Raw genomic sequence first — 25,548 nt, 5'->3', positions numbered from 1 at the left:
CCGGTGTTTCGCACGCCCCGGGGCCGCCGTCAGGCCGCGTGATCCAGAACGGCGGGATCGACGGCGTGGGCCAGGCCGTCCCCGGCCAGCAGCCGCTCCGCCTCCTCCGCCACGGCCAGGCCGAGCCGGGTCAGCTCGTTGCCCTGGGAGCCCGCGAGGTGCGGGGTGACGAACGCCCCGGGCAGGTCGTACAGGGGCGAGTCGGCCGGGAGCGGTTCGGGGTCGGTCACGTCGAGGATCGCCGTCAGGCGCCCGGCGCGCAGCTCCGCCACGAGGGCGTCGTGGTCGACCAGGGAGCCGCGGGCGGTGTTGATCAGTGCCGCCCCGTCGGGCATGAGAGCCAGTTCGCGGCGGCCGATCAGATGGCGTGTCTCGGGTGTCTCGGGGGCGTGGACGGTGACGATGTCGCTGGAGCGCAGCAGTGCGTCGAGGGGCAGCAGGGGGACGCCGAGCGCGGCGGCCTCGCGCTCGTCGACGTAGGGGTCGGTGAGGGCGGGCCGCAGGTCGAAGGGGCGGAGCAGTTCGAGGACGCGGCGGCCGATGCGGGAGGCGCCGATCACCCCGACGCGCCGCCCGTGATTGCCGATGCCGGGGACCAGGCCCCAGCCGGCCGGCGCCCGGGAGGCGCGCAGCCGCTCGCGGGCGGCGAGCACGTCCTTCCCGGCGAGCAGGATCATGGCGAGGGTGTACTCGGCGACCGGCAGCGCGTTCGCGGCGGCCGCGGAGGAGACGGCGATGCCGCGCTCCCAGAGCGCGGGGCCGGCGAACGACTTCACCGACCCGGCCGAGTGCAGCACGGCGCGCAGCCGGGGGGCGGCGTCCAGCACCGTCTCGTCGAGGGGCGGGCAGCCCCAGCCGGTCACCAGGATCTCGGTCTCCGCCAGGACGTCGCGGACGGCCGGCTCGGTGAAGTCCTGTGCCACCAGGGCGGGGTCCAGCTCCACCGACTTCCGCAGCCGGGCGAGCACCTCGGGCGGGAAGACCTGCGGCACGTGTTCGGCGGCCATGGCGAACAGTGCCTGGGGGCGCTGGCTCAAGGAGGTGACCTTCCCACTCGTGACGCGGGCGGAGCGGCCTTGACATCGGGGCAGAAACCGCTCTCTGGAACGCCTCCACGGTAGGCCGACCCGGGCGGCGTCGGCAATGCGCAGCGGCCGGGGTAGGTTCCGGCAGGGGCTTTCCCCGGCCCCCGCTGCCTCGGGAAGGACGACGCGATGAACGGGACCGTGACCAACTGGGCGGGCAACATCACCTACGCCGCGAAGGAACTGCACCGGCCGGGCTCGCTCGACGCGTTGCGGGCGCTCGTCGCGGGCAGCGACCGGGTGCGGGTGCTGGGCAGCGGCCACTCGTTCAACGCGATAGCCGAGCCCGGCGCCGAGGGCGTCCTGTTGTCCCTGGCGGACCTGCCCGCGCAGGTCGACGTCGACACCGCGGCCCGGACGGTCCGGGTCGGCGGCGGCGTGCGCTACGCGGAACTGGCCCGGCGGGTGCACGCGCACGGGCTCGCGCTGCCCAACATGGCGTCCCTGCCGCACATCTCGGTGGCCGGATCGGTCGCGACCGGCACGCACGGCTCCGGGGTGCTCAACGGACCGCTCGCGGCGCCCGTCCGCGAGGTGGAGCTGGTCACCGCCGACGGTTCGACGGTGCGCATCGGCCGGGACGAGGAGCGGTTCGGCGGGGCCGTGACCTCGCTCGGCGCGCTGGGCGTGGTCACCGCGCTCACCCTCGACCTGGAGCCGGCCTACGAGGTGGAGCAGCACCTGTTCACCGAACTGCCGCTGGAGGGGCTGGACTCGGGGGTCTTCGAGACGGTGATGGCGACGGCGTACAGCGTCAGCCTGTTCACCGACTGGCGGGCGCCGGGCTTCCGGCAGGTGTGGCTCAAGCGGCGCACGGACCAGCCGCTGCCCGCCTTCCCGTGGGCCGCCCCGGCCACGGAGAAGCTGCACCCGGTGCCGGGCATGCCGGCGGTCAACTGCACCGAGCAGTTCGGTGTGGCGGGGCCGTGGCACGAGCGGCTGCCGCACTTCCGGGCGGAGTTCACGCCGAGCAGCGGGGAGGAGCTGCAGTCGGAGTATCTGCTGCCGCGCGGGCACGCCGTGGAGATGCTGCACGCGCTCGACGCGCTCCGGGACACGGTCGCGCCCGTCCTGCAGACCTGCGAGGTGCGTACCGTCGCCGCCGACGACCAGTGGCTGAGCCCGTCCTACGGCCGGGACACGGTGGCGGCGCACTTCACCTGGGTGGCGGACACGCGGGCGGTGCTGCCGGTGGTGCGGCGGGTGGAGGAGGCACTGGCCCCGCTCTCGGCGCGGCCGCACTGGGGCAAGGTGTTCACCCTGCCGGCCTCCGCCCTGGGCGCGCTGTACCCGCGCCTGGACGACTTCCGGTCGCTGGCGCGGGAGCTGGACCCGCGGGGCACGTTCGCGAACGCGTTCGTGCGGGACGTGCTGGCGGGGGCGTAGGGCGCGCCGCGGGAGGCGGCACCCGCCGGACGGTCAGGCCGTGGCCTGCGGTCGGTCAAGCCGTGGCCTGCGGTCGGCCGGGCGGGCCGGGGGGCACGACGCGGTCCGCCTCGTCCTGGAGCAGCAGCGACAGCAGGGACGCCACGGTCAGGCCGGCCTCGGCGGGGTGCCGCAGCACCTTGCCGGGGTCGATCCGGTAGGTGTTCGTCCGGCCCTCCCGGGTGTGGGAGAGGTATCCGTCCCGCTCCAGATCGGAAATGATCTTCTGGACAGCACGTTCGGTGAGCCGGCAGTGGGCCGCGATGTCCCTGATCCGGGCGCTGTGGTTGTCGGCGATGGCCGCCAGCACCCGGGCGTGGTTGGTGAGGAACGTCCATCCGGTGTGTGGCTCGGGCACTCCATCCATGGCCCCCACTCTACTGACCGAACATTCGCGCACTCAAAAACACGTACTGCGTTTCATGTATCGGTTGACGGGTCTGGGGTAAAGGGGCAAGGCTGGACACGAGGGCAGGGCGAACGGAAGAGGGAGCGACAGCCATGCCGGAGCCTGCGTACTCCGCGCGGTCTCACCCCGAGGGGGGCGCCGCGGGTACGGCGAGCGACGATGCGCCCACGGCGATGCCGCCCCGCACGACGCCCCTGGAGGTCGTGCCTCACGGCGCCCGGATGACCGCCACGCCGGACGGCGACCGGATGAGGGTGGCCCTGTGGGGCGAGCTGGACCTGGACAGCCGGCGGCTGCTGCCGGACCTGCTCGGCGTCCTCGCCCTGTCGGGCAGCGGCATCGACCTGGAGCTGGACGCGGTCGGGTTCTGCGACTGCTCCGGCCTGGGCGTGCTCATGGACCTGCGCACGCGCGCCCTCGGCCAGGGCAGGACGGTTACCGTGCGCTCCGCGGGGACGGCGGTCGGGCGCCTGCTCGACCTGACGGGCACGCGGGAGTTGTTCGAGGACCCGCTGCACCGGCCCGGCCCGTCGGCGGACCCGGCGCGGGACGCGATGCCGGACGCGACCCACACCGCCTGGCCCACGGCGTCCTGACGGCACAGCCGGCATAGCGGCAGCGACCGGGCTCACCGTGCGACACCGAACCAGCCGCCGCCGCACGGAATCGCCGTGCGGGCACGGAACCACCCTCCGAGCACCGGAGCGGCCGTCGAACACCGAAGCAGCCGCCGAAGACCGAGGCACCCGCCGTGCGCCGCGCCCAACCCCCGGGGCCCCCTGGCGGGTGGACCCCCGGGACGCCCCGGCCGCCCACCCTGAGGCATCATGGGCGAGCCACACCCCCGCCCCCGGTCACCGCCCCACGCCCGCACTTTATAAAGCCCCTTTCCAAACCCCTTGTCGAAAGTCGCCGGCAGCCCATAGCCTTGCGCCGCGCCGGTGCCGACGTCGACCCGGCCCGAGCCGGTCTGGGAAGGGATGAACACCCGGTGAAGCGCACATCACGCGACATCCGCACCGCGAACCGCTACGAGGTGCTGCGCCAGATCATCGCGGCCTCCCCCACCTCCCGGCAGGAGCTGGCGGCAGCCACCGGCCTCAGTCTCGCCACCGTCGCCACCCTCGTCGGCGAGCTGCTCGACCTGCGCATGATCACGGAGGTCGGCTTCGAGGACTCGGCCGGCGGCCGCCCCCGGGGCCTGGTCGCGGTCAACGCCTCGGGCGGCGCGCTGATCGGCGTCGACATCGCCGAGACGTACGTCCACGTCGAGCTGTTCGACCTGGGACTGAACATGCTGGCCCGGGCCGAGGAGGACGTCCGGCCCGGTGAGAGCCTGCCCGAGCAGGTGGTCGGCCACGTGGCCACCGCCGTCGGCTCGGTGGTCGCGCAGGCCGGCGTCGAGGGCGCCCGTGTGCTCGGGGTCGGGGTGAGCGTGCCGGGGCAGGTGGACCGGGCCACCGGCGTCGCCGAGTACGCGCCCAACTGGGACTGGCACGACGTACCGCTGCTCGACCTGCTCACCGAGCACATCGCCTACCCGCTGTACCTGGACAACCCGCTGCGCGCCAGTGCGGTCGCCGAGCTGTGGTTCGGGGCCGCGCGCGGGCGCGGGAACGCCGTGGTGGTCAACCTCGGGACGGGCGTGGGCGCCGGGCTCGTCCTGGGCGGCGGCCTGCACCGCGGCGTGAGCAACAGCGCCGGCGAGTGGGGCCACACCACGATGGTGCTGGACGGACGGCTGTGCCGGTGCGGCAACCACGGCTGCGTGGAGGCCTACGTCGGCGCCCGCGGCATCATGCTCAATCTGCGGGAGCTGAGCCCCGACAGTGCGCTGCTGCACCCCGAGGACCAGACGGCGACCATCGACGCGCTGGCCCGGGGGGTCGCGGCGGGCGACCCGGTGGCGGTGCGGGCCGTGCACGAGACCGCCCGCTATCTGGGCGCCGGCGTCGCCGACCTGGTGAACCTCTTCAACCCCGAGATCGTCGTGCTGAGCAGCTGGGTCGCCCGCACGCTGGGCGAGCCGCTGCTGCGCGAGGTGCGCGACGCCGTGACCCGGCACGCGCTGCCGCGGCCGCTGGCAGCCACCGAGATCGTCCTGTCGCCGATCCCCACCGACTCCGTGTGCCTGGGCGCCGCGACGTTCGCGCTGGAGGGCGCGCTGCAGGCGGTCGGGCAGAAGAACGGCACCCGCGCCGCCGTGCGCGGCCGTGCCGCCGCGCCGCCCTCGTAGCGGCGCGAGCACCTCCCGCACGCCCTTCGGGCGTTCGATATCGCGAACCGGAGACAACGCTTCGCACCGACTTCGTCCAACCCCTTGCCGAAGCCTTAGCCGAAGCTCTAGCGTCCCGCACCGCACCCCCTGAGCCGCAGCCGTACTCGAGACAAGGACGTCAGCATGTCGGCATCGAGCAACAGCACCTGGGACCGCCGAACCGTACTGCGGGCCGCGATGGGCCTGGCCGCCGCCGGCGGACTGGCCGCGTGCGGCAGCAACACCGGGCGGGGCGGCGGGTCGGGTTCGGGCAAGAACCTCGTCCAGTACTTCCACGCGTACGGCGAGGCCGGCGTCGAACAGGCCGTCAAGCGCTACGCCAAGGCCTACAAGGACGCCGGCGTGACCACGCGGTGGATCACGGGCAACAACTTCGAGCAGAAGCTCTTCGCCGCGCTGCTCACCGACAACGCGCCCGACGTCTTCGAGTTCCACCCGCAGATCCAGCTCGTCAAGAGCGGTCAGGTGGCCGATCTGACCGACATCATCGAGCCGGTCAAGGACGACTTCAACCAGGCCGACATCACGTCGCACACGGTCGACGGCAAGATATACGGCGTCCGCATGATCGACGACCCGCAGTTCCTCTTCTACCGGCCCTCGCTGTTCGAGAAGGCGAGGATCGAGGTTCCGACCACGCTCGAGGAGCTGATCGAGGCCGCCGACAAGCTGACCACCAGCAAGGTCAAGGGCATCTTCCTCGGCAACGACCTGACCTCGATCGACCGCCCGCTGATCTGGTCGGCCGGTGCCGACACCCTCACCGCGGACAACAAGCCCGCCTTCAACACCGACGCCGTCGCCGACGGCCTCAAGCAGCTGCGCGCGCTCTTCACCAGCGGCAACCTGCTTCTCGACGCCCCCGCCGACTCCTGGGACCCGTCGGCCTTCATCCAGGGCCTCACCGCGATCCAGTGGTGCGGCATGTGGGCCATGCCCGCCATGCAGAAGGCGCTCGGCGACGACATCGGCATCTTCCCGTTCCCCAAGGTCGGCCCGGCCGGCAAGCAGTCGGTCTACAACGGCGGCTGGTCGATGTTCGTCAACGCCAAGGGCAAGAACGTCGAAGCGGCCAAGGAATACGTCAAGTGGCTGTGGATCGACCAGAAGCAGTACCAGGAGGACTTCGCCACCTCCTACGGCTTCCACATCCCGCCGCGCACCTCCCTGGCCCGGTCCGCGGACAAGCTGAAGTCCGGTCTGCCGGCCGAGGGAGTCAAGCTCTTCAACGAGTTCGGCCACTTCGACAACATCGGCTGGACGCAGTCCATGATCGCCGCGTTCTGGGACGTGATCGCCAACACCGTCCGCAAGGACGGCGACCCCAAGGCCCAGCTGGCCGCCGCCGAGAAGAAGGTCGACGCCGAGCTCAAGAAGCTCTTCGGATAGGCCGCCGGACGGATCCCGACATGTCGACCACCACCACACGCGGGGTCGCCTCCCCCGCCCCGGCCAAGGTCTCCGAGGGCCGGCCGCGGCGGGGCCTCAGGGCGAGCAGCACCTTCAACTTCTGGCTCTTCACCGGCCCGTTCCTCATCGGCCTGGTGATCTTCGTCTTCGTGCCCATCGGCTGGAGCATCTGGCTCAGCTTCTTCGAGGCCCGCTTCACGGTCACGCCGAGCGAGTTCGTGGGCTTCGAGAACTACGTGTCGATCCTGACGGACGACGACTTCCTGAACTCGCTCGTCACCTTCACCGTGTTCGCCGCGTTCATCGTGCCCGCCACCTGGGCGATGTCGCTGGGGCTCGCCCTGCTGGTGAACCGGCTGACCTTCATGCGGGCGTTCTTCCGGTCGGTGTTCTTCCTGCCCACCGCGGTCAGTTATGTCGCCGCCGCGCTGATCTGGAAGATGTCCATCTTCAACGGCGTCCGCTTCGGTCTGGCCAACACCGTGCTCGGCTGGGTCGGCATCGACAACGTCGCCTGGCTGGCGAACCCCGATCCACCCTGGTACTGGCTGGTCATCGTGACCGTCCGCCTCTGGCTCCAGTCGGGCTTCTACATGATCCTCTTCATCGCGGCGCTGCAGAACATCCCGCGGGAGCTGTACGAGGCCGCGGCCATCGACGGCGCCAAGCCGGGCTGGCAGACCTTCCGGCACATCACGCTGCCCCAGCTGCGGGCGACCTCGACCGCGGTGATCCTGCTCCTGCTCGTCGCCGCCTACCAGGCGTTCGACGAGTTCTGGAACCTGCTGCCCAAGGCCACCTGGGGCCAGCCGCCGTTGGTCGAGCTGTACAAGATGGCGCTCGGCGAGAACCAGAACTACGGCGTGGGCAGCGCGGGCGCGGTCGTCCTCACCCTGCTCATCTGCGTCGTCACGTTGTTCCAGGGCAAGCTCATGGGCTTCGGCAGGGGTGAGGAGTCCAAGTGACCATCACAGCACCCGACCTCGACAAGGTCACGGAGCCGGGCACGGGCAAGCGGGGCGGCGTCCTCGGCAACACCGGCCTCTACCTCGCGACCGGTGTCGCCGCAGTCCTCTTCCTGGTCCCCTTCTACCTGATCGTCCGCAACGCGCTGATGACGGACCCGGAGATCACGGGCGAGGAATGGAAGTGGTTCCCCGGCTCCGTCCAGTGGGGCAACTTCACCGAGCCCTTCGACGACGTCACCGTCGACTTCGCCCGGTCCCTGTGGAACTCCGTGGTCGTCGCCGTCCTGCACACCGCCGGCATCCTGCTGATCTGCTCGCTCGCCGGGTACGGACTCGCCCGCATCCCGTACCGGCACGCCAACAAGGTGTTCTACGCGGTCCTGGCGACCCTGATGGTGCCCACGGCGGTCACGTTCGTGCCGAGCTTCGTCCTGGTGTCGTCGCTCGGCTGGGTCGACAGTTACCGGGGTCTCATCATCCCGGGCCTCTTCAGTGGTTTCACGTGCTTCCTGTTCCGGCAGTACTTCCTGGGGTTCCCGAAGGAGCTTGAGGAGGCGGCACGCGTGGACGGGCTCGGCTACTGGGGCGCGTACTGGCGCGTCGTCGTGCCGAACTCGCTGAACTTCTTCGCGGCCATCGCCACGATCACCTTCATCAACGGCTGGAACGCCTTCCTGTGGCCCCTGGTCATCGGCCAGGACCCGAGCGCCTGGACCGTCCAGGTGGCGCTGTCGTCGTACATGACGAACCAGACCGTCAACTACCACCTGATCTTCATGGCCACGGCCATCTCGATCCTGCCCCTGGTCCTCGTCTTCCTCTTCCTCCAGCGCTGGCTGGTGCAGGGGATCGCGCAGACCGGCATCAAGGGCTGAGCTAGGAGACCGATGTCTTTCCGCACGACCCCCTCCGTCGACTACGTCGAGGACGTCTCCCCGGGCCGCGGGTTCCTGCCGCCCCGCGCCTGGTACGCGTCCTCGGACGCCCGGTCCCTGTCGCTGAACGGCAGCTGGCGCTTCCGGCTGTCGGCCACGGCCGGCGCCGAGGACGACTCGTTCGCCCGGGAGGGCCACGACGCCGGGTCCTGGGCCGAGGTCACGGTCCCCGGGCACTGGGTCCTCCAGGGCGACGGGGCGTTCGGGTCCCCGATCTACACCAACCACCTCTACCCCTTCCCGGTCGACCCGCCGCACGTCCCGACGGAGAACCCGACCGGTGACCATCTGCGCGCCTTCGACCTGCCCTCCGACTGGCCGTCGGACGGCGGGGCGGTGCTGCGCTTCGACGGCGTCGAGTCCTGCGCCCGCGTCTGGCTGAACGGCACCGAGCTCGGCGAGTTCAAGGGCTCGAGGCTGCCGCACGAGTTCGCGGTCGGGCACCTGCTGAAGCCGGGGCGCAACGTGCTCGCCGTCCGGGTCCACCAGTGGTCGGCGGGATCGTACCTGGAGGACCAGGACCAGTGGTGGCTGCCGGGCATCTTCCGTGACGTGACGCTGCTGCACCGCCCGCAGGGCTGCGCCGGCGACTTCTTCGTGCACGCCTCCTACGACCACACCACCGGCGAGGGCACTCTGCGCGTCGACTCCGAGGTCGAGGGGCGGGTGACCGTCCCGGCCCTGGACATCGATGTCGCCACCGGTGAGCCGGCCACCGTCGCGGTCGAGCCGTGGACCGCCGAGACGCCGAAGCTGTACGACGGTGTGCTGGCCACCGAGGGCGAGCGGGTGCCGCTGCGCATCGGCTTCCGCACGGTCGTCCTGGAGGACGGCCTGATCAAGGTGAACGGCCGGGCGATCCTCTTCAAGGGCGTCAACCGGCACGAGTGGCACCCGCGCACGGGCCGCGCGCTCGACCTGGAGACCATGCGCGAGGACGTGCTGCTGATGAAGCGGCACAACCTCAACGCCGTGCGCACCTCGCACTACCCGCCGCACCCGGCCTTCCTCGACCTGTGCGACGAGTACGGGCTGTGGGTCATCGACGAGTGCGACCTGGAGACCCACGGCTTCACCGAGCAGGACTGGCGGGACAACCCGGTCGACGACGACCGCTGGACCCCGGCCCTGCTGGACCGGGCCGCGCGGATGGTCGAGCGGGACAAGAACCACCCGTCGGTCGTGTTCTGGTCGCTGGGCAACGAGGCCGGCACCGGGCGGGGGCTGACCGCCATGGCCGAGTGGATCCGCGCGCGCGACCCCGAGCGGCTGGTGCACTACGAGGGCGACTGGAACTGCCGTGACACGGACGTGTACTCGCGGATGTACGCCTTCCACGACGAGGTCGACAGGATCGGGCGGCGGCTCGACGGCGGCACCCGCAAGCGCCGCGAACTGCCGTTCATCCAGTGCGAGTACGGGCACGCCATGGGCAACGGCCCGGGCGGCATCGCCGACTACCAGGAGCTGTTCGAGCGGCACGAGCGGATCCAGGGCGGGTTCGTCTGGGAGTGGATCGACCACGGCGTCGAGCACCCCGGGCTGGGCTACGCCTACGGCGGCGACTTCGGCGAGGAGCTGCACGACGGCAACTTCGTCTGTGACGGGCTGGTCTTCCCGGACCGGACTCCGTCGCCGGGCCTGCTCGAGTACAAGAAGGTGATCGAGCCGGTCCACATCGAGGGCGACGGCGCCAACGGCACCGTGCACGTCACCAACAAGCAGGACTTCGCGGACCTGTCGGCCCTGGCCTTCGAGTGGTCCTGCCAGGTGGACGGGGAGACCGTCGAGTCGGGTTCGCTCGCGGTGCCGGCGCTCGCGCCGGGCGAGAGCGCCGAGGTCAAGCTGCCCGAGCCGCCCGCGGACGGCCGGGGCGGCGAGCGGCAGTGGACGGTGCGGGCGCTGCTCGCGCGGGACACCGCCTGGGCCGCGAAGGACCACGTCGTGGCCTGGGGGCAGTTCGCCGTCGGGACGCGGCCGCTGCCGACCTTCCCCGCGACCGACCGGCCCGTGCCCGACGGGGACCGGATCACGCTCGGCCCGGCCGCCTTCGACGCCCGGACCGGGGCGCTGCTGTCGATCGGCGCGGTGGCGGTCGGGGCGACGCCGCGCCTGGACGTGTGGCGGGCGCCGACCGACAACGACGACGGCGCCGAGTGGCAGTCCGACACCCGCTACGGCGTGCTGTGGCGGACGCTCGGCCTGCACCGGATGCGCCACCGGCTGGTGTCGGTCGAGGCGGGCGACGACGCGCTGACGGTCCGCAGCCGGGTGGCGCCCGCCGCCCGCGAGGTGGGCCTGGACACGGTGTACCGCTGGACGTCCGACGGCGAGCGGCTGCGGCTGTCCGTCTCCGTGACGCCCGAAGGCGACTGGACGGTGCCGCTGCCCCGGCTCGGGGTGCGCTTCGGGCTGCCGGAGGCCGACGCGGTGGAGTGGTTCGGCGGCGGTCCCGGCGAGGCGTACCCGGACACCCGCGCGGCGTCCATGGTGGGCCGCTGGCGGTCGACGGTGGACGGGCTGCAGACCCCGTACCTCCGCCCGCAGGAGAACGGTGCCCGTGCCGACGTGCGCTGGGTGGAGCTGGGCGGGCTGCGGATCGAGGGCGACCCTGAGTTCTGGTTCACGGCGCGGCGCTGGACGAGCGAGCAGCTGGACGCCGCCCGGCACCGCACCGACCTCACGCCCGGCGACACGGTGTGGGTCAACCTCGACCACGGGCAGCACGGCATCGGCTCGCAGTCGTGCGGCCCGGGCCCGCTGCCCCGCTACCACCTGAAGGCCGAACCGGCACGGTTCTCGTTCGTGTTCTCGACCACGGAGCCATGAGTTGACTGATCGACCGGCCGATTGACGGTCAACGGCCCGCCGGGCGGCCCGAGGCGCGGATCGGGGTGAACTGGGCCGCCCCGGCGAGCAGGACGCAGCTCGCCCCGGCGGCCAGGGCGACGGGGGCCGTGCCCCGTTCCTCGGCGGCCCAGGTCAGCACGGCCGCCCCGATCGGCGCCGCCGCGTACTGCAGGGTCCAGAAGGCGGAGGTGACGCGGCCCAGGAGGTGCTCGGGCGTGACCTCCTGGCGCAGCGACATCGAGCAGGTGCCCGCGATGCCGACGCAGGCCAGGAAGGCGGCGCTCAGGGCGGCCACGACCGGCACGTCGCGGGCCCAGCCGAGACCGGCGAAGGCCAGGCCGCACACGGCGACCGCGCCGGTCCAGGTCGCCCCGAAGCCGAGGCGGCGGCGGATCCGTGCGACCAGCAGGGCGCCGGTGACCGTGCCGAGCGCGCCTGCCGCCATGACCGTGCCGACCGTACCGTCGTCGTGGCCGAGGTCGTGCTTGAGGTGGTAGATGACCAGGTCGTTCAGGCCCAGGGTGAGGAAGCTGAAGACGAAGAGGAGGGCGGTCAGGGAGCGCAGTACCGGGTGGCCCCGCAGGAAGGCGACACCCACGCGCAGGTCCCGCCACAGGCCCGTGCGCGCACCGGTCCGCTCGTCCGCCGTGCGGGGCCCGAGCCGGACGAGGAGCAGGCACAGCGCCGACACCCCGAAGCTGGCCGCGTTCACGCCCACGGCCGCGGCGGGGCCCGACCAGGCGGCCACCAGCCCGGCGCCCAGCGGCCCGAGGACACCGGCGGTGGCGGCCGTCGCGTTCAGCCGCCCGTTGGCCTCCGTCAGCCGCGCGGTGCCGACCAGTGCGCGCACGACCGTGACGTAGCCGACCGCGAACAGCATGCCGACGGCCTCGCACAGCGGCAGCACGGCGTACAGCAGCCAGATCTGCGGGCCGAAGAGCCACACCAGCGGGATCACGCCGTACAGGCCCAGGCGGACCAGGTCGCAGGCGATGAGCAGCCGGCGCCGGTCCACCCGGTCCACCACCGCCCCGGCGAACACGGCGGCCACGACCGACGCCGCCCCGCCGACCGCCGTCAGCAGGCCCATGCACGCGAGGGAGCCCGTGGCCTCCAGGACCAGCAGGGGCAGGGCGATCAGCGCGAAGGAGTCGCCGAGCACGGAGAGGGTCTGGGCGGTCCAGAAGACCCCGAAGTCCCGCTGCCGCCACAGCGGCCGGGCAGCGGGCAGGACCTCGCTGCCGGCACCGGCCGGGGCGCCGCCCGACTCGTCCTCGCGCCGGTCCGCCTCGTGCGCCATGCCGTCTCCCCCGTGTGCCGTGTGTGCCGAACTCCTCGATATTGCCTGCTTCCAGCAGGTCCAGGACGGTGGTTTTCGGGGGCGTGAGTGATCTCCGGGCGGTGAGGAACCGCCCCCGCTGGGCGACCCGCGCCGTGAGCCGCGTCAGTGGTCCGCGCAGCACGGGGTCGGGTCCGGCACCTCGAAGGGGACGAGGGCGCCGCCCGCGGCGGGCATGGCGGTCAGCACGAGCGCGCCGTCCTGCCACTGCGGGCGCACGTGGTCCCGGGTCACCAGCGGCGTGCCGGGCCCAGGGGGCTGCGGGGTGCCGAGGACCGTCACCCGGTCGATCGCGGACCGGGACAGCAGGTCCGCGACCGTCAGGGTGCCGGTGAGCGACGCGGCGCCCGGGTAGAGCACCGCGCGCCCCACCCGGTCCGGAATCCCGGGCGCCACGGTGTGGCCGAGGCCCGTGAGCCGCTCCACGGCGGTGCGCTGGAGCGGCTCCGAGGGCAGGGCGAAGGACAGCACGACCCGGGGACGCTCGCCCCGCACCAGGTGGGTGCAGCCGAACGCGCCCTCGGGCAGGGCGAGTTCGGCTGCCAGGGTGCGCAGCAGGTGGTCGGCGGCGCGCAGGTGCCCGATGCCCGGGTCGACGGTGAGGGCGTACGGCGTCACGCGGGCAGGACCCACACCGGGTTGGTGTAGAACCACAGGTCGCGCCAGGGGTCGGCGTCGCCGACGACGTCGAGCGCGGGGCCCGCCGGGTCGACGGCCGCGCCCAGGGCGCCGACGGCGGACCGGTTGCCGTCGGTGCCGCGCAGCCGGAGGTACACGGGCTTGTCCACGCGGCCGAGGTCGAAGGTCAGGCGGACGACGCCGGTGGCCTTGCTGACGTCGTACGCCTTGACGACCTTCGCGGTCGGGGCCGTGAAGGTGTCCCGGTCGGCGACGGGGCCCGTCACCTCGCCCTGGATGACGTCGACACGGGCCAGGGCGGGGACGAAACCGGCCCAGTTGGGGCCGCCGGCCGGGGTCACGTCGACGGTGAGCGTGACCTTGGTGCCCTTCCTGACGTGCAGCGCGCCGCCGAGGGTGGCCCAGCGGCCGCCGCCCGTGACGCGCACGTCCACGGCGTCGACGAGCTGCCCGTGGTCGACCCAGACGCGGCCGGCGCGGATGCCGTCCATCACGGCGGCGTAGGAGAAGCCGTCGGCGCCCACGTGGGTGCGGCTGTACTGGCCGGGCCAGTAGTCGCCCTGGGTGACGTCGATCTTCCCGCCGTAGACGGGGTCCGGGTAGCGGCCGTCGGTGGTGAAGTCGCCGCCCGGGCCGCGCACGGCGGTGTCGGCGTAGACCTGGTGGGAGTCGGAGTTGGCGGTGATCCACCAGGGCTTGCCCTCGGCGAGGAGGCTGTCCCACAGGCCGCCGACGGTGGCGGTCATCCAGTCGAAGCCGCCCCAGGTGCGGTAGCTCTCCGGCGGGTAGCCGGGGAAGGAGTTGGCGGAGGGGCTGTTGTCGTAGATGCCGCGGGCGCGGGCCATGCCGAGCGGGGCGGGCAGGCCGGCGGCCTGGTGGCCGGGGGCGCCCTCGAAGCCGACGGCGATCTGCCGGCCGGGGCCGGTGGCGTCGCGCCAGGCCCGGATCTCGTGCGGGGAGTCGACGCCGCGCCGGGCCGGGTGGTTGGCGAGCATCAGGGCGTCCTCGACCTTGCGGCGCCTGACCTGGTCGGCGAGGAAGCTCAGACCCGCGACGGCCAGCGCCTCGTTGGCCGGCGTGGAGTCGGAGGCGTTCTTGACGCTGCCGTCGTAGTCCGTCTCGAACTGCTTGAGGACGGCGACCTCGTTCCTGCCCGGGTGCACGAAGACGGTGCCGTGCTCGGCGGCCGGGATGTTCCACTCCAGGCCCTGGAAGACGAGGGTGTCCTCGTAGGCGGCGCGGGCGGCCCTGATGTCCGGGTTGACCTTCTCCACGCCGATCCTCGCGTGGGTGGTGCTGCCGTGGTCGGTGATGACGAGCCAGTCCATGCCGTGCTTGGCGCCCTGGCGGACCTGGTCGACGACGCGGTACTTGCCGTCGCTGCTGTACTGGGTGTGGATGTGGTGGTCGCCGGCGAGCCACAGGAAGCCGTCCCGGCGGCGGCCCGCGGACGCGGCGGCGCCGGACGAGGCGGCGGCGGGCGCGGCCTGGGCGAGGACACTGCCGGCGGCGAGGCCCGCGCCGAGCAGGCCGGCGCGGCGCAGCAGCGAGCGCCGCGAGGCCTGTTCGGGGGTGAGCGCCTCGTCGGCGACGGAGGTGTCGAAGGCGGCGGGCAGGGCCGGTGCGGCCTCGTGGTCGTGGTGGTGATGGCCGTGTGCGTGCCCGTGTCCCATTGAAGCGCCTCCTTGGTGCCGCCGGTGCGGCGGCTGCCTTCCGCGGCGCGTGGCCACGCCGCGTGGGGAGGATCGAGGTGAAACATGAACGTTGAACGACCAGGGGATGAGCGGCGGGCGGCCCCGGTGCGGCGGCTCTCCCCGCCCCCTCACTGTTTCCTCAACTCACCTTGCCCCTCACACTGGTTGACGCCCAACCTGAGCATCGTTCAGGTTCCGTCGCGCCTCCCCGACCGGAGACACCCCCACCATGAGACGACTCCTCGGCACCCTCACCGCCGCCGCCCTGGCCCTCACGGGACTCACCGCCGGCACCGCCACGCCCGCGGTCGCGGCCCCGCCCACCGGCTCCTTCGACGTGCTGACCTACAACATCGCCGGCCTCCCCCTCGGCCTCGGCGACAGCGACCCCGAGACCAACACCCCGCTGATCGGACAGCGGCTCGGGGCCTACGACATCGTCAACGTGCAGGAGGACTTCAACTACCACGCCTCGCTGTACGCCCACGACCGGCATCCGTACCGCACGGCGACCAGCGGCGGCGCGGCGTTCGGCGACGGCCTCAACACCCTGTCGGACTTCCCCTTCGAGGACTTCCAGCGGGTGAAGTGGAACCGGTGCACCGGCACCAACTGCCTCACCCCCAAGGGCTTCAGCCTGGCGCGGGTCCGGCTGGCCGAGGGCGCCTACGTCGACCTGTACAACGTCCACACCAACGCCGACTCGACGGACGACGCCCTCGCCGCGCGCCGGGCCAACGTCGAGCAGCTCTCCGCCTTCATCCAGGCCAACTCGTCCGGCAACGCGGTCATCGTCATGGGCGACACCAACACCCGGTACACCCGCACCGGCGACAACATCCGCACCCTCGTGGCCGAGAACGGCCTGACGGACGCGTGGGTCGAGCACGTGCGGGGCGGCAACCCGCCGGCCCAGGGCGGCGACGCGCTGGTGTGCGACGCGGCGGCGCCGGCGAACGACTGCGAGGTCGTGGACAAGGTGCTCTACCGGGGCAGCGCGCTCGTCGACCTCGCCGCCACCGGCTACGACAACGACTGGCGGTCCTTCCTGCGCGCGGACGGCAGGCACCTCTCCGACCACTTCCCGCACACGGTCGGCTTCTCCTACACCCTGGACTCCGCGCTGCGCGCGAGCGACTTCTTCGGCGGCCCGCACGGCACGGCGTTCAACGACGCGGACGACCTGCCCGCGGCCCCCGCTCCCCGCACCCTCACCCTGCGCGGCGACGCCCGTCTGGACGCGCTGTCCCTCACCCACGACGGCGGCACGGTCCTCTCCCACGGGGGCACGGGCGGCACGGCCCGGTCCCTGACCCTGGCCGCCGGCGAGCACCTGACCTCCGTACGGCTGACCCAGGGGCAGAAGGACGGCCGGACCAGGATCTTCTCGGCGTCCTTCACCACCGACCGGGGCCGCACCCTGTCCGCCGGCACGGCCACGTCCGACGCGCGGACCTTCACCGCACCCTCCGGCCACCGCATCGTGGGCTTCACGGGCCGCGCGGGCTCCGAGATCGACAAGCTGGGGGTGATCTACGCGCCGATGCGCTGAGCGGGCCGGAGCGCCGAGCGGGCCGGTGCGCCGAGCGGGCCGGTGCGCCGAGCCACCTTGAGCGCTGCGGGGCCGGGAGTGCCGAGCGGGCCGGTGCGCCGAGCCAACTGGAGCGCTGCGGGGCCGGGAGTGCCGAGCCGCCGGGAGCGGCGAGCGGCCAGGAGCGCCCAGCCACCGGGAGCGCAGAACAGCCAGAAACGCCCAGCCACCGGGAGCGCAGAACAGCCAGAAACGCCCAGCCACCGGGAGCGCAGAACAGCCAGAAACGCCCAGCCACCGGGAGCGCCGGACGGCCAGAAACGCCCAGCCGCCGGGAGCGGCGAGCGGCCGGGTGCCTCCGCGACATCCGCGGCCCCTGCCCGGGGTGCGGCGCGGGCTACGATCGCACGGCTCCAGCCGAAACACGGCACCGTCCGACAGGGAGGCCCGAGTCCCATGCCCAGAGCCGGCCTCACCCCGGACCGTCTCGTCGCGGCGGCGGCCGACCTCGCCGACGAGGCCGGGTTCGAGCACGTCACCCTGTCCGCCCTGGCCCGCCGTTTCGGCGTGAAGGACGCGAGCCTGTACTCGCACGTCAGGAGCCTGCGGGATCTGCGGACGCGGATGGCTCTCCTCGCGGGCGGCGAGATGATCGACCGGATCGCGGCGGCGGTCGCCGGACGCACCGGCCGGGACGCGCTCGCCGCCTTCGCCGGCGCCTACCGGGCCTACGCCCTGGAGCACCCCGGCCGCTACGCGGCGACACAGCTCCCCCTGGACGAGGCCCTGGTCAGCGACTCCCCCGCCCTGCGCCGCACCGCCGAGGTCACCTACGGCATGCTCCGCGCCTACGGCCTGGAGGAGCCCGACCTCACCGACGCCGTACGTCTGCTGCGCAGCGCGTTCCACGGCTACTGCGCCCTGGAGTCCACCGGCGCCTTCGGCGCGCCCCGGGACGTACAGGCCTCCTGGGACAAGTCGGTCGACGCCCTGCACGTACTGCTGCTCAACTGGCCCCGCGAGGAGAGGCCGCCCGGCGCCTGAACGGGGGCGCCGCTCAGGCCGGTGGCGGGAGGAGCCCCGCCACGTCGTCGTACGACGGTGTCGCGCCGCCCGGTGTCCGGCCGGCCCGGATGCCGGCCGCCGCTTCCACGGCCGCGCCCAGCGCCCTGCGGTACAGCAGCGAGCCGAGGCTGATGCGGCGGGCGCCGGCGTCGGCGAGCTGCCGGACGGGCGGGCCGGTGGGTGAGTAGAGGACGTTGAGGGGGACGTCCAGGTGGCGGACCAGGGCGGCGATCCGGTCGGGGTCGGTGAGGCCGGGCACGAACACACCGTCCGCACCGGCCCGTTGGTAGGCGTCGAGCCGGGTGAGCGTGTCCGCGGTGTCGCCGTCGCCCAGCCAGTGGGTGTCGGTGCGGGCGTTGACGAAGAGAGCCGGGACGGTCCGCTTCACCGCGGAGATCTTCGCGGCGAGCCGCTCGGCGGGCCCGAGGCCGTCCTCCAGGTTGACGCCGGCGACGCCGACGGCGTACAGCTCGCGCGCGAACTCCGCGACCTCGTCCGGGTCGTCGCCGAAGCCGGCCTCGGCGTCGACGGACAGCAGCAGCGGTGCCGAGCCGAGGGCGCGGGCCAGCCGGAGTGTCTCCTCGCGGGTCGCGGCCGCCGCGTCGGGCAGGCCCGCGGCGGCGGAGACGCCGAGGCTCGTCGTCGCCACCGCCCGGAAGCCCTGCCCGGCGAGGGCCCGGGCGGAGGCGTAGTCCCACGCGTTGGGCAGCAACAGCGGCTCGTCGGCCTGGTGGAGCGCGGCGAAGGCGGAGACCGGCGGGGTGTGCCGGGGGCTTTCGGTCATGCCGCCACGCTAGGCCGGAGGCGTTTCGGCACCCGCCGAACGATGCCCGTGCGGGATCACACCACTGCCGGTTCACGTGCCGCTCGGCTCAGCTCACGTGCACACCGGTCCCGTCCAGCCGGAGCCGCACCTCCGGCCCCGTGTTCCAGCGGACCGTGGCCGTGCCGGGCCCGTCGCTGTCGACCCGTACCGTCTCCGCCAGCGGCGGCGGATCCGGCTCGGCGGTGAGCCGGGCCAGCGCGACGAACAGGGTGGCGTCCCCGGTCGTGCGGCCGGTGAGGTCGTCGTCGAGGCCGACCGCGGGCAGGAGTTCCGCGCGGACGCCCTCCGGGGCGCTCCACCCGGTCACGCGCACCGCCGTCCCGGGTTCGGCGCCGGTGACGAGGTGGGCCCGTACCTCCACCGCCCCGCGTGCCAGCACCACGCTGGTCACCCGCGCTCCGCCGCCCGCCGTGTGCCGTGAGGCCGCCCAGCCCGGGCCGGTGCCGAGCGGTTCGATGCCCGTGCGGCCCGGGTCGCCGCCGACGAACACGCTGTTGTCGTGCGACGCGGCGGGGGCCGTCACGGTGGAGTAGGCGAGGCGGGTGTAGTACGGGTCGTAGCGGACGTCCTCGCTGCCGTGGTTGTGCAGACGGACCAGGCCGTCGGAACGGGTCGACTGGAGCAGCCAGTTGGGCGGTCCGACAGGGGTGACGGCGTCCTCGCGCCCGGCCGGCCCGGGGCGTTCCGGCGCCGTCCACACCTCGTGGTCGGGCGGCAGGAGCAGTCCGAGGAAGCCCTTGCTCGCCCAGTACGGGGAGGCCGGGCCCGAGTAGCCCTGGAGGACGGACGCGTCGGGGCCGTGCCAGCCGAGGGTCAGCAGGCCCCGGCCGTCGACGGCGCCCCGGTCCAGGAAGTACTTCAGCGCGCCCGACGCCAGACGCCGGGTCTCGCCCGGTTCCAGCGGCGTACGGCCGGTCAGCGCGCCCAGCCACAGCGGGGCGGTCGTCGCGAACCGGTACGTCAGGGAACGCCCCTGGTGCATCGGGGCGCCGTCGCCCCCGAAGAGGCGCGCGTAGTCGGCGAGATGCCGTTCGAGGCGGGCCCCGTACCGCTCCAGCAGATCCTGGTCCCGCTCCAGCCAGGCGTGCAGCACCGGGTAGAGGTGCAGGGCCCAGCCGTTGTAGTAGTCGTACTTGCGGCCGTCGCCGTCGGTGTACCAGCCGTCGCCCCGGTACCACTGCTCGACGCGCTCCAGGCCGCGGTCGACCGCCGCGCGGGACGCCTCCACCTCGTGGCCCGTCTCCGCGAGGAAGCCGCCGACCGTGACGGGGAACAACTCCCAGTTGCAGGGCCAGGGTTCGGCCGTGAGCGCGTCGGCCAGCCACGCCGCGGTCCGCTGCCGCACGCCGTCGTCCAGGCGGTCCCACAGCAACTCCCGCGTCAGGCGCAGCGCCAGGGCGATGGACGCGGCCTCCACCAGGGGCTGGCCGCGGTCCTCGATGCGCGGCCAGACGCCCGAGACCCCGGCGGCGAGGCCGGTGGCGTAGCGCTCCAGGGCCTTCTCGTCGCGGCGGAAGGCGGCCAGCAGCAGGGTGCGGGCGTATCCTTCCAGGCCGTCGGAGAGGCGGCCGGACCAGCTGGTGCGGTCGCCGGGCAGATGGTAGAGCGCGCGGTCCTCGGACGCGTACGGTTCCACGGCGGCGAGCAGGGCGTCGGCGGCCGCCTCCCAGTGGGCGCGGGTGTAGCCGGTGAACGGGGATGCCGTGCGGTCGTCGGGGGGCAGCTGCATCGGTTCTCTCTCGTGCTCGGACCGGCCGGAACGGGTCGGGCCTGGAGCGCCCCGGTTCCGGTCGGGGCGCCCCAGGGGTTCATCCCACCCGCACCGTGCCCCGCGGCACCAGATGCCGGGTGACGAGTTCGTCGCGGACCAGGCGCGCGTAGAGGGCCGCCCCGCGCACGGAGGTGTGGGTGTTGTCCCGCGCCTCGGCGGTGAGGTAGAGGGCCTTGGACGCTTCCACGCCCAGCGACTCCACGAGCTCCTTGGTCTTCGCCGTGAGGTCGATCAGCGGGACGTCCCGCGCGGCGGCCACGGAGCGGACGACGGCCGGGTGGTCGACGCCGAGGCCGTTGACCAGGAGGGCGGTTCCGTTGTTCAGCGTGCCGTCGGCGTTGAACCAGCGGCGCACGATCGGTGTGACAAGGACCGGCTGTCCGCCGCGTTCCCGGACGCCCGCGACCAGGGTCTCCAGGTTGGCCCGGTAGGTGGCCTCGTCCGTGGTCTTGTCGTTGTGGGCGAGCTGGACGAGCACCGGGTCGCCCCGGCGGATCAGGGGCCGTACGGTGGCCCACAGGCGCGGGTTCCCCAGATACGACACCGTACTCTCCCCGGAATCGGCGTAGTTGGCGACGGACACGCCCTTGCGGAAGTACTGCGGCAGCTGCTGGCCCCAGCCGGAGTACGGGTCGCCGGGCTGGTCGCAGACGGTGGAGTCGCCGACCAGGAAGATCTCACGGGCGGGCCGGGCCGGGGTGACCCGGATGGCGGCGAGGGCGGGGGCGGAACCGCCGATGCGCAGGTCGAGGCCGGGAGTCCCGTCGGGTCCGGTGGGTTCGCCCTCGGGGGTGCGGACGTTCACGGTGAAGGCCCGGACGACGCGCTCGCCGGCCGGTACGGGCGTCTCGGGCAGCAGGGAGCGGCGCGTCTCGCCGGTGACGCTCGTGCTCGACGCGTCCGCTCCGCCGAGTTCGAGGCGCACGTCGTAGGTGCCCGGCGGCACGTCGAAGTGGCAGACACCGGCGGCGCACCGGGCGAGGCCCGCGGAGGCCCCGGCCGTCCCGGCCGCCGTGGCCGGGGCGGCCGGCAGCGCGGTTCCCAGGGTCACCGCAGCCACGACGGCGATGCTGATACGTCTCACTCGCGGCTCCTCCGGCGGACGACAGGATCTGAGCGTGGACCGTACCGCCCGCGGCAAGCGCTTTCCAGACCGCGGGCGGTACTCCGGGCGGAGCCGGCTCGCTCTCCCCGGGTGCGGTCAGGTGCCGCGCGTCCACTGCTGGTTGGTGCCGCCGTTGCAGGTGTGGGTGATGACCGCGGCACCGTTGGCGGTGGAGGCGGCGTTCACGTCCAGGCACTCGCCGCTCGCCCGCGACCTGACGGTCACGTACGAGCCGGTCGTGGTCAGCGACCACTGCTGGTTCGTGGCGGAGGCGTCGCAGTTCTCCTGGGTGACCGTGGTCGCGTTCTCCCGCACGCACAGGGAGCTGTTGCGGACCATCAGCTGGTGGAAGCCGCTGCCGACGGACTTGAACCAGAACCTCTGGTTGCCGCCGCCGTTGCAGTCGTACTGCTTGATCTGCGCGCCCGGCCACTGCGACTGGCCGGTCACGTCCGCGCAGCGGGCGGAGTGCCGGGCGATCAGGGTCTGGTAGGTCGCGGCGGTGCCGGAGACGGTCCCGGCGGCCGTGTCGACGGTGACCTCGGGCGACCAGGACAGGGACATCGTCGTCGCGCCGGAGAAGGCCAGCGGCAGCCACACGTACCGGGAGTCGTTGACGGTGCCGCCGAAGGAGTTGCCCCAGCGGTCGCCCAGGTACAGGTACGAGGTGCCGGAGGTGCCCTGCACGGGCAGGACGAACGCGGTCTGCGAGCCGTACGCCGTCGCGTCGCCGATGTTCCTCATGGCCGACCAGGGTCCCGCGATGTGGGTGGCGGTGGCGTACTGCTGCTGGTTGGGGTTCCAGCCCGTCGCGCCGGAGGTCAGCATGAAGTACACGCCGTCGCGCTTGAACAGGGCGGGGGCCTCGCGGTGTCCGCCCGGCCAGGGGTTGGCGACCAGGCTCGCGATACCGGTGTAGTCGGCGGTGAGCCGGTAGATCTGCAGGTCGTAGTTGTCCCGGGCGGCCGAGACCATGTACCCGGCGCCGTCGGTGTCGGTGAAGACGGTGATGTCACGGGACATGTGCTGCCCGAGCGGCCGGAAGCTGCCCTTCCAGGTGTAGTCCCCGTCGACGGTGGCGGAGACGGCGACGGCGGCACGGGCCTCGCTGTAGTCGGTGCCGTTCTCCTTGTGCATCCACATCACGAACATGCCGGTGGCCGCGTTGTACATCACCTTCGGCCGCTCGATGTTGGCGGTCGCCAGCTCCGGGTCGCCGGCCTCCGTCAGGACGTGGTTGCGGAACTCCCAGGTCTTCAGGTCGGTCGAGCGGTAGACGTCGACGGAGCGGAAGGTGTTGTCGGCGTTGCGGTGCTCGCCGAACCAGTAGTAGGAGGACCCGACCTTGATGACCCCGCCGCCGTGCGCGTGGACGGGGTTGCCCGAAGTGTCCGTGAACTGGGTGCCGTTGGTGATCGTCCGGGGCGCCGCCTGGGCGGGCGCGGCCGTGGCGAGGGCGCCGAACAGGCCGAGGCACAGGGCCAGGAGGGCGGCGTGGGCGCGTCTCATCTCACGCACCCGCCCCGGCCGTGTCGGCGACGGGTATGCCGAAGTCGGGGGTGCCGTCCGGCTTCCAGCCGAGCCTCTGGACGCGGGTGTGCCGGTTGGGGTCGTTCAGCGGGTCGCCGACGATCTCCCTGTACTGGCGGGCGTGGTAGACGAGGACGTCGGTGCGGCCGTCCTCGGCGACCGTGAAGCAGTTGTGGCCGGGGCCGTACTGCCCGGTGGTGTCGTTGCTGGTGAAGACCGGGGTCGGCGACTTGGACCAGCTGATGGGGTCCAGCAGATGGCTGTCGGCGTCGGCGGTCAGCAGGCCCACGCAGTAGTTGGCGTCGGTGGCGCTGGCCGAATACGTCATGAACAGCCGGCCGTTGCGCTTGAGGACGTACGGGCCCTCGTTGACCTTGAAGCCGATGCACTCCCAGTCGTACTCGGGGGTGGACAGGCGCACCTGCGGGCCCTTGAGGGTCCACGGGTTCGCCATCTCGGACAGGAAGATGCCGGTGTTGTTGTCCATGCCGGGCTCGTGCTGCGCCCAGGCCAGGTAGCGGGTGCCCCGGTGGGTGAACGTGGTGGCGTCCAGGGAGAAGGTCTCCCAGGCCGTCTTGACCTGGCCCTTCTCCACCCAGGTGCCCTTGAAGGGGTCGGCGTGGGCGTTCTCCAGCACCCAGATGCGGATCGCCCAGACGTCCTCGGCGGGGGCGGAGGCGAAGTAGACGTACCACTTGCCGCCGATGCGGTGCAGTTCGGGGGCCCAGATGTGGGCTCCCATCGGGCCCGTCGCGTGGGCACGCCAGATGACCGACTCGGCCGCCGTGCCCAGACCGTTCAGGGTGCGGGAGCGGCGCAGGACGATGCGGTCGTACTCGGGTGCGGTGGCGGTGAAGTAGTAGAAGCCGTCCCCGTGCCGGTGGATGTGCGGGTCGGCGCGGTTGCGCACGAGCGGGTTGGCGAAGGGGGCCGGCTTCGCGGGCCGGGCGAGGTCGGCCGGCCGGGCGACCGCGGGGACGGCGGGGACGGCGGCCAGGGCGCCGGCGGCTGCGGCGCCCTTCAGCAGCAGCCTGCGGCTGGGGGGTTCGGGCAGAGCGGGGTCGCGGCTCATGCGGCCTGCCTCTCGTGGGGGGAACACACGCCATTGTTTGGCATTTCGAACGCCATCTGTCATTCCGAACGCCGAAAAGGTAAGGGTGTGTCACGAGCAGGTCAACGGGTTCGACGGGACAAAGGCGTGGAGACACCGGCGATCCCGGCCCGGCCACCGGTCACACCTCGGACTCACACCGTCTCGCGTGCCGATGTGCCGGCGCAGCCCTTGACAGGGCAGGACAGCAGCTCGGCGACGCGAGCGATGGCCTCTTCGCTTCCGGTCGGGCGGTCAGCGGCCGCTCGGGGCCGGAGGGAAACCCAGCCGGGGCGCCAGCAGCCTGGCCTCGGCCGCCCACTCGGCCAGGAACGCCAGCGTCAGGCCACGTTCCCGGTAGCGCAGGCCGACCGGCAGGGCGCCCGGCCCGCTGTGCGCCACCGGCTCCTCGTGCACCGTCGGGCCGCTGTGGGCGACCGACCCGCCGTGCACCACCGCCTCGCCGTGCGCCGCAGGCCCGCCGTGTGCCACCGCCTCGCCGTGCGCCGCAGGCCCGCCGTGTGCCACCGCCCCGCCGTGCGCCGCAGGCCCGCCGTGTGCCACCGCCCCGCCGTGCGCCATCGGCCCGCCGTGCGCCGCCGGCTCGTCGTCCGCTTGGGCCGGCGGCAGCGCGGTGAGTCCGACGTACTTCACCGCGGAGGCGCACAGGCCGAGGCGGACGAGGTTTTCGTCGCCGCGCCAGCCGCTCGCGCGCAGCCCGTGCAGGTAGGCGTCGTAGGCCGCCTTGGCCAGGCCGGGGAGCTCGTCGGCGGGCAGGGAGTGGCCGAGGACGGAGTCGGTGAGGTACGTGCCGAGGTCCTCGCCGAGGGCGCCGTCGCCGGTGCACGCCCAGTCCAGCAGGACGCTGGTGCCGGGGCCGCCGGAGACGACGTTGGCCGGCCGGTGGTCGAGGTGGGACAGGGCCCGCGGGAGCGACTCCATGACGGTCAGGAACCACTCGCGGTCGTGGTGCAGGCGGGCCAGGTCGGCGCGCAGGCCGGGCGGGAAGTGCCGCCGGACCAGCGGGTGCCGCCACGCCTCGTCGTGGTCCGGGTGGTCCGCGCCCGTGGTGTCCCCGGCCGTGCGGTCGCGCAGGAAGCGCTCCGAGAGCCAGGGGTGGTCCTCCCCCGCGCCCACCGCGCCCTGCGCCCTGCCGAGCCGGTGGACGTGCTCCACATGGCGGTCCGGCGACCAGGCCGTGGCCGGCGTGCCCGGTACGTCCTCCAGCCACAACGCCACGTCCCCGTCCGGGCGTTCGACGCACTCCAGCAGCCGGGGCGCGCGGATGCCGTGCCCCTCCCAGACCCGGGCGAGCCCGGACCGGTGGACGTAGGCCTCGCGGCGCCAGAAGCTCCCGTGCCGGGGATCGTTGGAGGCCGCCCACGCGACGCCGGTCTCCTTGGTCCGCGTCAGCACCTTCAGCACGGCCGTACGGCCGCCTCCCGTGACCCGCCACACCCCGGCCGTGACGCCGTTGCGGGGATCGTGCGGGAGCGGCTCGAACTCCGCCCGGTCCGGCGGGACTCCCAGCACCTCGCGTACTTCGGCATCTGCGACAGCGACCTCGGGCATCCCCCGATGCTATGCCGACACCCCGC

General features: G+C 73.1%; 20 protein-coding genes. 9 read left to right on the top strand and 11 right to left on the bottom strand.

The features are described 5' to 3' along the window. Positions 1-29: 29 nt before the first annotated feature. A complete protein-coding gene (locus tag CHR28_RS08320) occupies positions 30-1,037 on the bottom strand; it encodes a hydroxyacid dehydrogenase (protein ID WP_094052854.1) in 1,008 nt (335 codons plus the stop codon). 177 nt (positions 1,038-1,214) lie between these two features. On the opposite strand from CHR28_RS08320, the gene CHR28_RS08315 reads away from it, so the two are divergent. Beyond that, on the top strand, positions 1,215-2,471 hold the full coding sequence (locus CHR28_RS08315; protein ID WP_094052853.1) for a D-arabinono-1,4-lactone oxidase: 1,257 nt from the start codon (positions 1,215-1,217) through the stop codon (positions 2,469-2,471). A gap of 55 nt (positions 2,472-2,526) precedes the next feature. Here CHR28_RS08315 and CHR28_RS08310 read toward each other — a convergent pair whose 3' ends face one another. Further along, positions 2,527-2,877 carry a helix-turn-helix transcriptional regulator gene (locus CHR28_RS08310; protein ID WP_094052852.1) on the bottom strand — a complete coding sequence of 117 codons (351 nt, stop codon included), beginning with the start codon at positions 2,875-2,877 and terminating at the stop codon, positions 2,527-2,529. 134 nt (positions 2,878-3,011) lie between these two features. Between CHR28_RS08310 and CHR28_RS08305 the strand changes: the two genes are divergently transcribed. The 6 genes from CHR28_RS08305 to CHR28_RS08280 all read left to right on the top strand — a co-directional run bounded on the left by CHR28_RS08305 (position 3,012) and on the right by CHR28_RS08280 (position 11,339). Next, positions 3,012-3,515 carry an STAS domain-containing protein gene (locus CHR28_RS08305; protein ID WP_094052851.1) on the top strand — a complete coding sequence of 168 codons (504 nt, stop codon included), beginning with the start codon at positions 3,012-3,014 and terminating at the stop codon, positions 3,513-3,515. Between the two features lie 395 nt (positions 3,516-3,910). Continuing rightward, complete coding sequence (locus CHR28_RS08300) at positions 3,911-5,155, top strand: ROK family transcriptional regulator (RefSeq protein ID WP_094052850.1); 1,245 nt, start codon at positions 3,911-3,913, stop codon at positions 5,153-5,155. A 165-nt stretch (positions 5,156-5,320) separates the two neighbouring features. Beyond that, the gene (locus CHR28_RS08295) at positions 5,321-6,586 is read left to right on the top strand and encodes an ABC transporter substrate-binding protein (protein ID WP_094052849.1); all 1,266 of its coding nucleotides are present in this window, start codon (positions 5,321-5,323) and stop codon (positions 6,584-6,586) included. Positions 6,587-6,606: 20 nt separating this feature from the next. Continuing rightward, positions 6,607-7,572 carry a carbohydrate ABC transporter permease gene (locus CHR28_RS08290; protein WP_094052848.1) on the top strand — a complete coding sequence of 322 codons (966 nt, stop codon included), beginning with the start codon at positions 6,607-6,609 and terminating at the stop codon, positions 7,570-7,572. Beyond that, complete coding sequence (locus CHR28_RS08285; protein WP_094052847.1) at positions 7,569-8,450, top strand: carbohydrate ABC transporter permease; 882 nt, start codon at positions 7,569-7,571, stop codon at positions 8,448-8,450. Before CHR28_RS08290 ends, CHR28_RS08285 begins: the two co-directional genes overlap by 4 nt. Positions 8,451-8,462: 12 nt before the next feature. Continuing rightward, positions 8,463-11,339, top strand: coding sequence for a glycoside hydrolase family 2 TIM barrel-domain containing protein (locus CHR28_RS08280; protein WP_094052846.1), 2,877 nt, complete (start codon positions 8,463-8,465; stop codon positions 11,337-11,339). A gap of 28 nt (positions 11,340-11,367) precedes the next feature. Here the strand turns inward: CHR28_RS08280 and CHR28_RS08275 are convergent, their stop codons facing one another. The 3 genes from CHR28_RS08275 to CHR28_RS08265 form a co-directional block, all read right to left on the bottom strand. Further along, on the bottom strand, positions 11,368-12,660 hold the full coding sequence (locus CHR28_RS08275) for an MFS transporter (RefSeq protein WP_094052845.1): 1,293 nt from the start codon (positions 12,658-12,660) through the stop codon (positions 11,368-11,370). A 144-nt stretch (positions 12,661-12,804) separates the two neighbouring features. Then, complete coding sequence (locus CHR28_RS08270; protein ID WP_256984162.1) at positions 12,805-13,332, bottom strand: hypothetical protein; 528 nt, start codon at positions 13,330-13,332, stop codon at positions 12,805-12,807. Further along, on the bottom strand, positions 13,314-15,011 hold the full coding sequence (locus CHR28_RS08265) for a PHP domain-containing protein (RefSeq protein ID WP_094052843.1): 1,698 nt from the start codon (positions 15,009-15,011) through the stop codon (positions 13,314-13,316). Before CHR28_RS08265 ends, CHR28_RS08270 begins: the two co-directional genes overlap by 19 nt. A 250-nt stretch (positions 15,012-15,261) precedes the next feature. Here CHR28_RS08265 and CHR28_RS08260 point away from each other — a divergent pair, with 250 nt between their 5' ends. Then, the gene (locus CHR28_RS08260; RefSeq protein WP_094052842.1) at positions 15,262-16,584 is read left to right on the top strand and encodes a jacalin-like lectin; all 1,323 of its coding nucleotides are present in this window, start codon (positions 15,262-15,264) and stop codon (positions 16,582-16,584) included. 435 nt (positions 16,585-17,019) lie between these two features. Further along, a complete protein-coding gene (locus CHR28_RS08255; RefSeq protein WP_094052841.1) occupies positions 17,020-17,607 on the top strand; it encodes a TetR/AcrR family transcriptional regulator in 588 nt (195 codons plus the stop codon). Positions 17,608-17,620: 13 nt separating this feature from the next. Here the strand turns inward: CHR28_RS08255 and CHR28_RS08250 are convergent, their stop codons facing one another. The 6 genes from CHR28_RS08250 to CHR28_RS08225 all read right to left on the bottom strand — a co-directional run bounded on the left by CHR28_RS08250 (position 17,621) and on the right by CHR28_RS08225 (position 25,522). Further along, complete coding sequence (locus CHR28_RS08250) at positions 17,621-18,412, bottom strand: isocitrate lyase/PEP mutase family protein (RefSeq protein ID WP_094052840.1); 792 nt, start codon at positions 18,410-18,412, stop codon at positions 17,621-17,623. A gap of 88 nt (positions 18,413-18,500) precedes the next feature. Next, positions 18,501-20,183, bottom strand: a complete 1,683-nt coding sequence (locus CHR28_RS08245; protein WP_094052839.1) for a DUF2264 domain-containing protein — start codon at positions 20,181-20,183, stop codon at positions 18,501-18,503. A 79-nt stretch (positions 20,184-20,262) separates the two neighbouring features. Beyond that, on the bottom strand, positions 20,263-21,309 hold the full coding sequence (locus CHR28_RS08240; protein WP_094052838.1) for a rhamnogalacturonan acetylesterase: 1,047 nt from the start codon (positions 21,307-21,309) through the stop codon (positions 20,263-20,265). A gap of 117 nt (positions 21,310-21,426) precedes the next feature. Continuing rightward, entirely contained in the window at positions 21,427-22,839 is a 1,413-nt protein-coding gene (locus CHR28_RS08235; RefSeq protein WP_094052837.1) for an RICIN domain-containing protein, read from the bottom strand. A gap of 1 nt (position 22,840) precedes the next feature. Then, complete coding sequence (locus CHR28_RS08230) at positions 22,841-23,932, bottom strand: glycoside hydrolase family 43 protein (RefSeq protein WP_094052836.1); 1,092 nt, start codon at positions 23,930-23,932, stop codon at positions 22,841-22,843. Positions 23,933-24,205: 273 nt separating this feature from the next. Next, positions 24,206-25,522 carry an aminoglycoside phosphotransferase gene (locus CHR28_RS08225; protein WP_179272352.1) on the bottom strand — a complete coding sequence of 439 codons (1,317 nt, stop codon included), beginning with the start codon at positions 25,520-25,522 and terminating at the stop codon, positions 24,206-24,208. Positions 25,523-25,548: the final 26 nt, after the last annotated feature.

Origin of the sequence: Streptomyces sp. XY006 (assembly GCF_002237655.1) — a bacterium.
GTDB classification, from domain to species: domain Bacteria; phylum Actinomycetota; class Actinomycetes; order Streptomycetales; family Streptomycetaceae; genus Streptomyces; species Streptomyces levis.
Note: the sequence above shows the minus strand (reverse complement) of the source record. Positions and strands in the feature narration are given on the sequence as shown.

Coding starts and splice junctions, on each gene's coding strand:
- CHR28_RS08315 (WP_094052853.1), top strand. CDS start 1,215: ATGAACGGGACCGTGACCAACTGGGCGGGCAACATCACCTACGCCGCG.
- CHR28_RS08260 (WP_094052842.1), top strand. CDS start 15,262: ATGAGACGACTCCTCGGCACCCTCACCGCCGCCGCCCTGGCCCTCACG.
- CHR28_RS08235 (WP_094052837.1), bottom strand. CDS start 22,839: ATGAGACGCGCCCACGCCGCCCTCCTGGCCCTGTGCCTCGGCCTGTTC.
- CHR28_RS08245 (WP_094052839.1), bottom strand. CDS start 20,183: ATGCAGCTGCCCCCCGACGACCGCACGGCATCCCCGTTCACCGGCTAC.
- CHR28_RS08310 (WP_094052852.1), bottom strand. CDS start 2,877: ATGGATGGAGTGCCCGAGCCACACACCGGATGGACGTTCCTCACCAAC.
- CHR28_RS08230 (WP_094052836.1), bottom strand. CDS start 23,932: ATGAGCCGCGACCCCGCTCTGCCCGAACCCCCCAGCCGCAGGCTGCTG.
- CHR28_RS08280 (WP_094052846.1), top strand. CDS start 8,463: ATGTCTTTCCGCACGACCCCCTCCGTCGACTACGTCGAGGACGTCTCC.
- CHR28_RS08255 (WP_094052841.1), top strand. CDS start 17,020: ATGCCCAGAGCCGGCCTCACCCCGGACCGTCTCGTCGCGGCGGCGGCC.
- CHR28_RS08265 (WP_094052843.1), bottom strand. CDS start 15,011: ATGGGACACGGGCACGCACACGGCCATCACCACCACGACCACGAGGCC.
- CHR28_RS08225 (WP_179272352.1), bottom strand. CDS start 25,522: ATGCCCGAGGTCGCTGTCGCAGATGCCGAAGTACGCGAGGTGCTGGGA.
- CHR28_RS08290 (WP_094052848.1), top strand. CDS start 6,607: ATGTCGACCACCACCACACGCGGGGTCGCCTCCCCCGCCCCGGCCAAG.
- CHR28_RS08275 (WP_094052845.1), bottom strand. CDS start 12,660: ATGGCGCACGAGGCGGACCGGCGCGAGGACGAGTCGGGCGGCGCCCCG.
- CHR28_RS08295 (WP_094052849.1), top strand. CDS start 5,321: ATGTCGGCATCGAGCAACAGCACCTGGGACCGCCGAACCGTACTGCGG.
- CHR28_RS08305 (WP_094052851.1), top strand. CDS start 3,012: ATGCCGGAGCCTGCGTACTCCGCGCGGTCTCACCCCGAGGGGGGCGCC.
- CHR28_RS08250 (WP_094052840.1), bottom strand. CDS start 18,412: ATGACCGAAAGCCCCCGGCACACCCCGCCGGTCTCCGCCTTCGCCGCG.